Genomic DNA, 10,398 nt, shown 5'->3' with positions numbered 1-10,398 from the left:
AGACGCGTTCGATCAGCAGCACGTGCAGGGCGCCGTGCTGGTCGTGGGCGAACAGGACCACGTCCGCCGCGAGCGTGAACGAGGGAATCGGGTTTTCCGGGGCTACCATCGTGTTCTCTCCACTCTGAAGGGTGTTGGGAGCCCCGGTCTGGCGAACGTTCTTGGCGGAGTGAGCGCCAGACCGGGTGGACACTGCGGCGGGGTTGGTCAGCATGCGGAGCACCCCTCGCCGGAGTCGCACGTGTCGCTGTTGGTGTTGGGGCAGTACCGGGCCAGCGGGCAGACCTCTGACTGCGAGCACAGGAGGCTGTGCCGCGTGCGCGAGGTCTCGTCCTGGTCGGTGGCGGTCTCGTCTCGGCCAACGGTGGTGATCTGCGCAACCATGTTGTGTCCCTTCTGCTGGTTCTCGGTGTGTTCCTGAGCGGATGCGCACGGCCAGCAGGTGCGGCCGTTGGACGTGGGGAGTCGGAAGTCCCAGACCCGACCGCAGTCGGTGCAGGTCCGCAGCGCACGGTCCGCCCGTCGCAGCGCCGCGAGCTGTGCGGTGGTCGCGCCCGGCGACGGTGCGGCGAGGTCCAGTCGGTACAGGGCCGCCCACCGGGTGCCGCGTCGCCAGACCAGTTGCGCCACGTACTCGTGACCACCAGGGCACAGCCCGAGCGCCCGCAACTGGCGTCGTGTCACCAGGCCGGATGGGGCGTTGCGGAACCCGAACGTCGGCAGCCCGTGAGAGATCCGGCCCGGCCAGCGCTGTCCCGACCACGGCAGGGTCACCACCGCGGCACCCATCACGCCACCACCACACCGACACCAGCGAAGAACTCCGCCGCCGCGGCCACAAACTGGTCACTCGCGGCCAGCGCCACCGCCCGCCGCGCCTCCAGCACATCCAGGTCACCGGAGTCGCGCATGGCGTAGGTGGCCTTCGCCGCTTCCTGGGCCGGGCCTGCCAGCGCCGGGACCAGGATCGCGACCGTGGTCAACGGCACCGTGATCGCCGACCTGGTGCCGTGCTGCGCCGTCTCCAGCTCCGCGACAACCTGCTCCGGCCTGCCGGTCAGCTTCGCGGCCTCGAACTGCCACATCGCACGACGGTGATCCGCGAACGCCGCCACCAACCCCGTCACCGCAACCAACGCCTCAGCACGCCGAGCATCACCGCGGCTCTCCCGCCGCACGGCACGCGCCCCACGCAGCTGCACCACATGCGTGACCACTCCCGCGCCCAACGTCCCACCAACCGCGATCAAGCTGTCCCACATCTCAGGCCACCTCCCCGGCCGGAGACACCGACGACCGCGGACGCGTCGGCAGCACACGAACCACCGCACCAATCCCCCGACGCGCCGCCCGACGCTCCCGCCGCAACTCGGCCGTGTCGTCCAGCAGACGCGACGTCGGCCGCGGCGCCATCGACCAGGCAACTGCCGCCTCGCTCAACAGCGCGTCGATGACCTCGGAGGTCAGACCGTCCGGGTAGTAAGCCTCGTTCGTGTCCATCTGAGAAGTTCTCCTCTTGGTTAGTTGGCGAGGACGCGGAAGAAGGTCGCGAAGCCGTCCACCACGGCACTGGCCGCCCGGCCGACACCGATGGCCGCGCTTGCTGCGTCGGCCGGGTACCGGACCACCACCGCGACCAGAGCGATCAACACCACCGTGACCAGCAACTTCTTCGCGGTGCTGTTGCCGGTCGGGAGGGGGAGGCGGGACTTCGCCATCTGCTGCTCCTCGTTAGTTCGCTAGCTAACTGACGAGGAGACTCTATCCATGCCTCAGCGAAGAAGGCAAGGGGTTCGCTAGCGAACTTGCGAACTTTCTGCTTGACTGCAGCTCATGCACCACGAACCGACTTCAGGCACCGTCCCTGTTCACCTGCGGATCGCCGACGCGTTGCGTGCGCAGATCACCTCGGGCGAGCTTCAGCCTGGCCAGGCGATCCCGTCGACGAAGGTCCTCGCGCAGGACTGGCATTGCTCTGTCGGGGTTGCTCGCATGGCTGTCGCGGTGCTCATGGACGAGGGACGCCTCTCGGGTGGTCGTGGCAAGCCTGCGACCGTTCGGCGAGCTCCGACCAGGCGTCCGTTGACCCTCTCGTCCGACTGGAGCCAGCTCCAAAAGGACATGGTGCACAGGCCCGAAAGCGAGCGCCGCGAACGGGGGGCAATTGAACTTACTGCTGGAGTTCCGATCAGCGCGACGAACTCCAGTGCGAACTATCAGCAAGTATTGGCAACCCCGGAGATTGCAAGTGAGTTCGATCTCCCCGTTGGGGTTGAAGTGGTCCAGCGAACGTACGAGATGACCGACAAGGAATCGGGCATGCGGCTGTCATGGAGCGTCTCCTATATCCCCTTGGAGTACATTCGCGACAATCCGGCTCTATTGGATGAGTCTAATGAGCCCTGGCCAGGGGGTCATCAGCATCAACTGTCGACGGTTGGAATCGAAATTGACCGCTTCGTTCGAAAGGTGACTGCGATACAGCCAACTACGGGAGATCGCCAAGTGTGGCACATGGAGCCTGGTGTTCCGCTGCTCCACGTACGCAGCAAATCGGTTGACATTGAGGGCCGGGTGGTAGAGATGTCAGACGCGGTCTATCCTGCTGACCGCGCAGAAATCTTGTATGTCGAACAGTTGAAGCGTTGGGACTTGGAACGAGGGCAGAAGTGATGACGCTGAATAAGATTCAGGCTCGCACGCTCGTAAGGAAAAAGGGAAAGATCTCCGTTGTTATCCCAGCACACAATGAGGCGGAAACGATCGCGCAGGCTATCGCGGACGCCCGACTAGGTTTGGATATGCTAAAAGCTCCTGGGGAAGTGGTTGTCAGTGCAAGTGGATGCACCGATGGAACCGCCGATGTAGCGTCGGAACATGGCGCCAAGGTTGTTATATCGCCCATTGGCAAAGGGGCGGCCATCAAAGAAGGAGTTCGACAAAGCGTCGGCGACGTCATCTGTCTAGTCGATGGCGATCTGACGTATTACGGCCCGATTCCCCTTGTGGCACTTCTCGTCGAGCCGATCCTCGCGGGAATCGCCGACGCAACCATTTCAGACCTTTACTGGCGACCGATATTTCCCGATCAGTGGTTTAACGCGTTCTTCGCGCCGCTCGCCGGGCGACTATTTCCGGAGATGCTCGCAAAGGCAGGGTCTACGCCGTGGTCTGGTCAACGCGCGGCGGCGCGCTCCCTATGGCCTGAGAAACTTCCCGACAATTTTACGGTAGACCTCGCTCTTGTGCTCCATTGGAACTGGCATGCCGACCGGTTTCGACCGGTACCCGCCGATGACTGGTTCAATCCGATCAGGCCAAAGCCTGAGCTGCTGGCGATGGATTACGACCTGCTTGTTCGTGCCGCAATCGCGCATGGCCGCACGACGCCTGACATGCGTCCGTATCTAGATCAGTGGTTTTCAGTTGTACAAGACCTAGTCGACGGCTACGACGAAAAGGTGCACAATCCTCGCGAATACGAGGCAGCCGCGCTTGAGCGGTCACTTGCAGAGCTGCGAACGCAACTCGCAGGGAGATCGGGGCAGAGATGAGGGAGCCTTGTCGCAGTTGCCGCACGGCCCCGCCCGGCTCGGCCGGGGTCCGGCTGTCCTCGCCGATGCCTAGATCACGTGTGGTGATCCCAGATGCGGTGATGGATCGCCACATGCACGGCCATCACATCGGCCGCCCACTGCTCACCGAACAGATCGCGAGGCATGCGACCACAGTCGAATCCATGCAACGGGCATACGAGCCACACCGCGCCTTCGTAGGACACGGCTGGCGGATCGCGAGTAAGTGGAACCCAAACGACCTGGTCATTGGACATTACGTCAGCTTACGTCACCTGACGTCACGTGACATATCTTACCGTTTTCGCAGGTGAGGGGATGTCTACTGTGGCCGCATGTCGTGGGACAACCGTGCTGACCAAATCGACCACGACGGGCCCGACCTGGTGTGGGAACAGGTGCGGGACGACCTGTTGGCGGACCTCGACAGCGGCGAGCTACCTCCGGGCACTCGCCTGCCATCAGAGCAGGCGCTGGCCGACGACATCTACGGCGTGAGTCGCCCGACGGTGCGCCGCGCCATCGCCGCACTGGTCGAACAAGGGCGACTCAAGGTCGTGCACGGTCGCGGCACCTACGTGACGCAGAAGGCCAGCGACTGAACGGCGGCAGAGTGACAGGCACACGCCACAGGTGTCACACCTGTCACTCTGTCACTACATAATGCTGGCCCGTGCTGGCGTCCCGGCTGAACGGTGGCAACGGGGCTGACTGGCGTGCCCGCATGGTGGGGTAACTTCGGTAACTTCGGTAACTTGCCTGGTAGATGGGATGTTGATCAGTAACCGCATCGGTAACCAGGCCAGGGGATCGGTAACCGGGACTGTCGCCGCGGTTACCGATGGCGGGTGGCGGTTACCGATGCGGTTACTGATCAACATGTGCTCTGACCTGTGCGGTTACCGTAGTTACCGTAGTTACCCCAGGTGTCAGACAGGCGTTCCTGATCAGTCGGTGCTGTCACCTGGTTCAGGCAGTCGCTGCAGGACGTCGCCGACCATCTGTGTGAGTGAGCGGAGCTGTGCGTCGATTGAGTCGAAGCGGCCGGTGTGCTCGGTCTGCTTGTCGCTGACCTGGCGTAGCTCGGAGCGCAGCTCTTTGACGTCGTCGTCGAGCCGGAGCGCGAGCCACCGTGTCTCCGCGTGATCCACAGTGAGCTTCCTCAGTCGGCGCTCTACGTCTTCGTCCGCCATGTGACTGACCCTACCGGCCAGCGCCGCCAGAGGGCGCGGATTGACGCCAGGTCGAGAGGGAGGTGCCGTGCTCAGTTGGTCGGGGCCGGAGTGAACGGCCGAAGAGCAACAGACACGGTTTCTGTCGCGCTCTCAGCGCGTGATCGCGGCAAATACGCGGCAAAGTGGACCGCTTCGTGCGTAAAGTGCCTGGTCAGAAGGGGTGCGGGGATGGGGCTGTAAATCTGTCGCGCAAGCTACGAAGGTTCGAACCCTTCACCCGCCACCAACCTGGCTTGACCAGGCATTACAAGTGAAGACGAGATCAACGACGTGACGCGGAGTTGATCTTTGGGTGCGGCCTTGGGTGTGATCCACACTCAGGGCCGTTCTGCTGTGTCTGTTGAGGACTGCAAACGTGGTCGAGGCCGCTTCGCGGACGCGCCGACCCGGATGGCTCCGCACGTTGAACGTCATGGACAAACAACTGTCGAGCGTGCCGAAGCATGCGTAATCCGCCGGTAACGCTGGGGTTCTTGTTGGCGACTCACAGGCCATCCACTTGGGAGGTTGGCATGGATATCGCTGAGCGGACTCAGGCTCTGGCGTTGAAAATCCGGAAGCACAAGGCCGTGATCGAGACCGAGGAGGCGACGAAGAACGCCTTCGTCATGCCTTTTATCAGCACGGTGCTCGGGTACGACGTCTTCAATCCTGCCGAGGTGATTCCCGAGTTCACCGCGGACGTGGGAACCAAGAAGGGCGAGAAGATCGACTACGCCGTGTCGCACGGTGGGAAGATCCAGCTGCTCATCGAGGTGAAGAAGGTCAACGACCCGCTGAAGATCGAGCACGCGTCCCAGCTCTTCCGGTACTTCGCGGTCACCAACGCGCGCATCGCGATCCTCACCAACGGCGAGGTGTACCAGTTCTACACCGACCTCGACGCGCCCAACCGGATGGACGCCAAACCCTTCCTGGTGCTGGACTTCGCGGCGCTCGACGACACGCTGCTGCCCGAGCTGGCGAAGCTCACCAAGGAGTCGTTCGACCTCGACTCGGTGATCAGTGCCGCCGGCGAGCTGAAGTACATCGGGCAGCTCAAGCGGGTTCTCGCCGCGCAGTTCAAGCAGCCGGAGGACGACTGGGTTCGTTTTCTCACCACCCGCGTTTACGAAGGCGCTTTCACGCAGAAGGTGCGGGAACAGTTCATGCCGCTCGTCGTCAAGGCGGCCGGGCAGTTCCTCAACGAGCAGGTCAACGATCGGCTGAAGAACGCGCTCGCCGGGCCCGACTCGTATGTCAGCGTTTCCTCCGGCGCACCGGAGGAAACCGAGTCGGTGTCGGAAGAGCGGCCGGTGGATGCCGGTGGTGACGTCATCACCACCGACGAGGAAGTCGAGGGCTACCGGATCATTCGGGCCATTGTCTGCAGTGAGGTCCCGGTTTCCCGCGTCGTGGTGCGGGACACGAAGACCTACTGCGGTGTGCTGCTCGACGACAACAACCGCAAGCCCATTGCGCGGCTCTGGCTCAACCGGTCCAGGAAGTACCTCGGGGTGTTCGACGAGAACAAGGTCGAGACGCGGATCCCGATCGATGACGTCCAGGATGTCTACCAGTACGCCGACCAGTTGCGGCGGACCGTCCACCGGTACCTCACCAAAGGCATCGAGGCCGAAGCCGATGTCGTGGTTCCCGTGTGGGTCGAGTGACTAGCGTCGGCGCGTGGACATCTGGGCTGCTCGTGCGCATGCCAACGGGCTTGGGAGTGCGCGTGCCGGCACCGTCGCCGACGCGGTGCGGGGCGTGGTCGCGCTCCAGGGGCAGGACGTCCGGGCCACCCGGCTCGCCGTGCGTGTCCGGACCGGTGGGCTCACCGCCGCCGATGTCGACGACGCCGTCGCGCGTGGGGAAGTGGTGCGGACGTGGGCCATGCGCGGCACGCTCCACCTCGTCGCCGCGGTCGATCTGCGGTGGGTCACCGGGGTCTTCGGGCCTTACTTCCGGGATCGGCAGCGGCCTCGGCGGTTGCGGCTCGGGCTCGACGACGCCGCCTGCGCGCGTGGGGTTGGTCAGCTCGAGACCTTCCTCCACACACCGATGACCCGTGCCGAGATCGTCGAGCGGGTCGACCTCGATCTCGCGGGGCAGGCCGCTCCCTACTTCCTCGGGTTCGCGGCGCTCGATGGTGTGATCTGCCGCGGGCCGGAGCGGGGGAGCGAGCCCACCTACGTCCTCGTCGACGACTGGGTGCGGGGTGGCGAGGACAGTCGGCTCGCGGTCAGGTATCTCCGTGGGTACGGGCCAGCTTCGCCATCGGACCTTTCCGCGTGGTCTGGGCTGCCGGTGACCACCGCGCGGAAGGCGTTCGACGACGTCCGGGATCTGCTCGTGCCGGTCGGGGACGGGTTCCGCCTGCGGGAGACCGAACCGGACGGTACGCCGCACGCCCGTCTTCTGGGGCACTTCGACGCCTTCCTGCTTGGCTACCGAGAGCGACCGATTCCGGCGGAACACGTCAAATCCATCCAGACGGGTGGTGGGTTCGTCATGCCGTCCGTCTCAGTGGGTGGGCGGATTCGGGGGACCTGGAGCCTCAAGTCCACGCGGGACCATCTCGGTATCGGCGTGACGCCTTTCACAACGATCTCGGCACAGTTGACGCGTGAACTATCTGCCGAGGTGGCTGACCTGGGTAGATTCCTCGACCGGTCGGCGGAGCTGTCCGTTGCTGAGCCGAGAACTGCGGACTGACCAGCCGGTTTGACGCCCGGAACGGCCACCTAGCACAGTCGGATTCTGTGCACGGAGGGGGTACAGTTACCCGACTGTGACTAGCCCGATCGGTGGGTTGGTCACTGCTCGGCGGATTGGTCTGCGTTGTCGCCAGCACGGCGGCCGAGGAGGTTGCATGCCGGACCACGCCATGCCGGCGGCCACTGACCGCACCATCGACGACAACCCGCTGCTGGACCGCCGGTTCAGCGTTTTTTCGGTCCTCGTGCTGGTCTCGGGCGTGGCCGCGGCGGTGGGTGTCTCCTGGTGGCTGCCCTTCGAGGGCGGCACCGAGCAGATCTGGATCGGGCTGCTGCTCGTCCTCGGCTTCCTCGTCGTCGAACAGCTGTCGGTCAACATCGACGTGCGCGGCGGCGTCTCCTGGACCATCTCCTTCACCGAGATCCCGCTGGCCATCGGCCTGTTCATCGCGCCGTTCCAGGTCGTGCTCGCCGCGCACCTGATCGCGGGGGTCGGCACGCTGCTCGCCAGGCGTGTCCAGGACCGCGTCCTCTACAACACCGGCGCCGAGATCTTCGAGATCGCCGTCGCGTACTCCGTGTTCACCGTCGTCGCCTCCGCGGTGGGCGGCAGCGACCCGGACTGGTTCGCGGTGTTCGTCGGCGCGCTGTCGGCGCCGATCACCAGCACGCTGCTCGCGCTCGTCGCGGTGTACGTCCTCGGGCGGCGGATGCGGCTCGGTGCCGCCACCAAGCTCGTGTCCCGCACGCTGGTCCTCGGTCTGGTCAACGCGTCCGTCGGCGTCGTCGGGTACGAGGTCGCGACCGGCGTCGACTACGGCTGGCCGCTCGTCATCGCGATGCTCGGCGGACTATGGGCCCTCTACCTCGCCTACTCGGGACTGCTGCGCGAACAACGCGACCTGGAGGCGTTATCCGAGGTCAGCCTCATTGTCGCCCGATCGGGGCGCAGGGCGGCCGCCCGGCCGGCCGCCGGACCGGAGACCGCGGCCGCGGTCAGCTCGGAGGACTGGCTCGGCATCGCCCAGCGGATCAAGGATCAGCTCGGCGCGGCCCGCGTGGTGCTGCGGCTGCGGTTCGACCCTGGGCAGCCGATGCACACGGTCGTCGCCGGTGAGGAGCTCGCGGCCGACATGTACGACCTCGAGCCGGCCGGTGCCCGCGCCGACGCACTGCTGCGGCTGCCCGGCTCGCACGTCCGCCACTTCCGCCGTGCCGACGCGCTGCCCGAGTTCCGGGCGGCGCTCGGGCACCGGAACGCGCAGGAGGCGCTGGTCGTGCCGCTGCGCAGCGCCAGCCACCTGCTCGGCGTGGTCGAGGCACACGACAAGCTGTCCCGCTGGCGCGGCTTCGGCCAGGCCGACCTCCGCATGATCGGCACGACGGCGAGCCACCTCGCCACCGCGCTCGACAACAGGAGGCTCCTGGCGACCCTGCGCCACGACGCCTATCACGACCCGCTGACCGGCCTGTACAACCGCCCCGGCTTCCGCCAGGTCGCGACCGAACTGCTCACCACCAACCCCGGCTCCGTGGTGCTCCGCCTCGACCTCGAGGTGCAGTCCGCGATCAGCGACGCGCTCGGCTACGCGTGGAGCGACCGGATCGTCATCGCGGCCGGGCGGCGGCTGCGGGACACGCTCGGCCAGGACACCCCGCTCGCCCGGCTCGAGGGTGGCGCGTTCGCGGTGCTGCTCGTCGACTCGGACTTCGAGCAGGCGCAACTCGTCGCGAACCAGCTGGTCGCGAGCCTTTCCGTGTCGTACCCGGTCGACCGGCTGTCGATCGAGGCCGGCGTGGTCATCGGCTACTCCTCCGCCACGATGGCGGACGGGGTGCTGTTCGCCGACTCGACGTCGGCACCGTCGGGTGTCAGGGACTCCGCACCCGCCGCTCTGGATGTCGACGAACTGCTCAAGCGGGCCGACGTGGCGCTGCGGGCGGCACAGAGCAGCGGCGAGCACGCCAGGGCGTACGTACCGAGCATGGGCCAGATGTTCCTGCGCCGCTTCCAGCTGGTCACGCAGTTCCGGCAGTCCATGGAGACCGGCCAGGTCAGGGTGCACTACCAGCCGAAGATCTCGCTGCCCAGCCGTGCGGTGCTGGGGGTCGAGGCGCTGGTCCGCTGGCGGCACCCCGAGTTCGGTGACCTGCACCCGGACGAGTTCGTGCCCGCGGTCGAGGCGGCGGGCCTGGTCGACGCGCTGACCGACTTCGTGCTCGACAAGTCGCTGATCAAGGTCCGCACGTGGATGGACCGCGGCCTGCGGATCGGCGTCGCCGTGAACCTGTCGGTGCGCAGCCTCGCGAACCTGGACTTCCCGGACGGGGTGGCCGCGGCGCTGGCCCGGCACCGGGTGCCACCGGAGCTGCTCACGCTGGAGCTGACCGAGTCCGGTGTGATGGCGGACCCGCAGCGGGCGCTGCCGGTGCTGCGTGCGCTGCACAACCTCGGTGTCGTGCTGGCCGTGGACGACTTCGGCACGGGCTACAGCTCGCTCGCGTACCTGCGGCAGCTGCCGGTGGACGAGGTGAAGATCGACAAGAGCTTCGTGTTCGGCATGGGCAGCGATCTCGGTGACCTCGCCGTGGTCCGGTCGATCGTCGAGCTGGGGCATTCGCTCGGGCTCACCGTGGTCGCCGAGGGTGTCGAGGAGGACGTGGCGCGCGACCAGCTGGCCGCCATGGGCTGCGACGTCGCGCAGGGGTACCTGATCTCGCGGCCGCTGTCCGAGGAACGGCTGGAGGCGTGGCTGCAGGCGCGAACCGCGCAGGCCAGGGGATTGCGGGACGAGACCGTGCTGACGCTGCTGTCGTAGGGGATACCCGATTTCGTTCGGCCCGCGGCGTTGTGTAGTCTTCTGTCGGCTCCAAGGAACAGCTACAAGGTTC

12 protein-coding genes are annotated in these 10,398 nt (G+C 65.9%); 6 read left to right on the top strand and 6 right to left on the bottom strand.

What is annotated here, in order from left to right:
- Nucleotides 1-207: 207 nt before the first annotated feature.
- The 4 genes from WBA97_RS09915 to WBA97_RS09900 all read right to left on the bottom strand — a co-directional run bounded on the left by WBA97_RS09915 (nt 208) and on the right by WBA97_RS09900 (nt 1,718).
- Nucleotides 208-789 carry an RRQRL motif-containing zinc-binding protein gene (locus WBA97_RS09915; protein ID WP_424230438.1) on the bottom strand — a complete coding sequence of 194 codons (582 nt, stop codon included), beginning with the start codon at nt 787-789 and terminating at the stop codon, nt 208-210.
- On the bottom strand, nt 789-1,085 hold the full coding sequence (locus WBA97_RS09910) for a hypothetical protein (RefSeq protein WP_424230437.1): 297 nt from the start codon (nt 1,083-1,085) through the stop codon (nt 789-791). Before WBA97_RS09910 ends, WBA97_RS09915 begins: the two co-directional genes overlap by 1 nt.
- Nucleotides 1,086-1,263: 178 nt before the next feature.
- On the bottom strand, nt 1,264-1,500 hold the full coding sequence (locus WBA97_RS09905; protein ID WP_424230436.1) for a hypothetical protein: 237 nt from the start codon (nt 1,498-1,500) through the stop codon (nt 1,264-1,266).
- A gap of 20 nt (nt 1,501-1,520) precedes the next feature.
- The gene (locus WBA97_RS09900; protein WP_424230435.1) at nt 1,521-1,718 is read right to left on the bottom strand and encodes a hypothetical protein; all 198 of its coding nucleotides are present in this window, start codon (nt 1,716-1,718) and stop codon (nt 1,521-1,523) included.
- A gap of 115 nt (nt 1,719-1,833) precedes the next feature.
- Between WBA97_RS09900 and WBA97_RS09895 the strand changes: the two genes are divergently transcribed.
- Both WBA97_RS09895 and WBA97_RS09890 read left to right on the top strand, forming a co-directional pair.
- Nucleotides 1,834-2,673 (top strand): GntR family transcriptional regulator, encoded by an 840-nt coding sequence (locus tag WBA97_RS09895; protein ID WP_424230434.1) that lies wholly within the window; start codon nt 1,834-1,836, stop codon nt 2,671-2,673.
- A complete protein-coding gene (locus tag WBA97_RS09890) occupies nt 2,673-3,554 on the top strand; it encodes a glycosyltransferase family 2 protein (protein ID WP_424230433.1) in 882 nt (293 codons plus the stop codon). Before WBA97_RS09895 ends, WBA97_RS09890 begins: the two co-directional genes overlap by 1 nt.
- Nucleotides 3,555-3,628: 74 nt before the next feature.
- On the opposite strand, the gene WBA97_RS09885 is transcribed toward WBA97_RS09890, so the two are convergent.
- A complete protein-coding gene (locus WBA97_RS09885) occupies nt 3,629-3,832 on the bottom strand; it encodes a hypothetical protein (protein ID WP_424230432.1) in 204 nt (67 codons plus the stop codon).
- A gap of 78 nt (nt 3,833-3,910) precedes the next feature.
- On the opposite strand from WBA97_RS09885, the gene WBA97_RS09880 reads away from it, so the two are divergent.
- Nucleotides 3,911-4,177 carry a GntR family transcriptional regulator gene (locus WBA97_RS09880; protein ID WP_424230431.1) on the top strand — a complete coding sequence of 89 codons (267 nt, stop codon included), beginning with the start codon at nt 3,911-3,913 and terminating at the stop codon, nt 4,175-4,177.
- 345 nt (nt 4,178-4,522) lie between these two features.
- On the opposite strand, the gene WBA97_RS09875 is transcribed toward WBA97_RS09880, so the two are convergent.
- Nucleotides 4,523-4,768 (bottom strand): hypothetical protein, encoded by a 246-nt coding sequence (locus WBA97_RS09875; RefSeq protein ID WP_424230430.1) that lies wholly within the window; start codon nt 4,766-4,768, stop codon nt 4,523-4,525.
- A gap of 587 nt (nt 4,769-5,355) precedes the next feature.
- On the opposite strand from WBA97_RS09875, the gene WBA97_RS09870 reads away from it, so the two are divergent.
- The 3 genes from WBA97_RS09870 (at nt 5,356) to WBA97_RS09860 (ending at nt 10,325) form a co-directional block, all read left to right on the top strand.
- Nucleotides 5,356-6,462, top strand: a complete 1,107-nt coding sequence (locus WBA97_RS09870; protein WP_424230429.1) for a type I restriction endonuclease — start codon at nt 5,356-5,358, stop codon at nt 6,460-6,462.
- A 13-nt stretch (nt 6,463-6,475) separates the two neighbouring features.
- Nucleotides 6,476-7,504, top strand: coding sequence for a winged helix DNA-binding domain-containing protein (locus WBA97_RS09865; protein ID WP_424230428.1), 1,029 nt, complete (start codon nt 6,476-6,478; stop codon nt 7,502-7,504).
- Between the two features lie 157 nt (nt 7,505-7,661).
- The gene (locus WBA97_RS09860) at nt 7,662-10,325 is read left to right on the top strand and encodes a putative bifunctional diguanylate cyclase/phosphodiesterase (protein WP_424230427.1); all 2,664 of its coding nucleotides are present in this window, start codon (nt 7,662-7,664) and stop codon (nt 10,323-10,325) included.
- The last annotated feature ends 73 nt before the right edge of the window (nt 10,326-10,398 follow it).

The sequence above is a fragment of the Actinophytocola sp. genome (genome assembly GCF_049647105.1).
Taxonomy (GTDB): Bacteria; Actinomycetota; Actinomycetes; order Mycobacteriales; family Pseudonocardiaceae; genus Actinophytocola.
Note: the sequence above shows the minus strand (reverse complement) of the source record. Positions and strands in the feature narration are given on the sequence as shown.

What these genes read in the sequence shown, in the direction of transcription:
- WBA97_RS09915 (WP_424230438.1), bottom strand. Translation starts at nt 789, where the DNA reads ATGGGTGCCGCGGTGGTGACCCTGCCGTGGTCGGGACAGCGCTGGCCG.
- WBA97_RS09905 (WP_424230436.1), bottom strand. Translation starts at nt 1,500, where the DNA reads ATGGACACGAACGAGGCTTACTACCCGGACGGTCTGACCTCCGAGGTC.
- WBA97_RS09900 (WP_424230435.1), bottom strand. Translation starts at nt 1,718, where the DNA reads ATGGCGAAGTCCCGCCTCCCCCTCCCGACCGGCAACAGCACCGCGAAG.
- WBA97_RS09895 (WP_424230434.1), top strand. Translation starts at nt 1,834, where the DNA reads ATGCACCACGAACCGACTTCAGGCACCGTCCCTGTTCACCTGCGGATC.
- WBA97_RS09890 (WP_424230433.1), top strand. Translation starts at nt 2,673, where the DNA reads ATGACGCTGAATAAGATTCAGGCTCGCACGCTCGTAAGGAAAAAGGGA.
- WBA97_RS09910 (WP_424230437.1), bottom strand. Translation starts at nt 1,085, where the DNA reads ATGTGGCAGTTCGAGGCCGCGAAGCTGACCGGCAGGCCGGAGCAGGTT.
- WBA97_RS09860 (WP_424230427.1), top strand. Translation starts at nt 7,662, where the DNA reads ATGCCGGACCACGCCATGCCGGCGGCCACTGACCGCACCATCGACGAC.
- WBA97_RS09885 (WP_424230432.1), bottom strand. Translation starts at nt 3,832, where the DNA reads ATGTCCAATGACCAGGTCGTTTGGGTTCCACTTACTCGCGATCCGCCA.
- WBA97_RS09880 (WP_424230431.1), top strand. Translation starts at nt 3,911, where the DNA reads ATGTCGTGGGACAACCGTGCTGACCAAATCGACCACGACGGGCCCGAC.
- WBA97_RS09875 (WP_424230430.1), bottom strand. Translation starts at nt 4,768, where the DNA reads ATGGCGGACGAAGACGTAGAGCGCCGACTGAGGAAGCTCACTGTGGAT.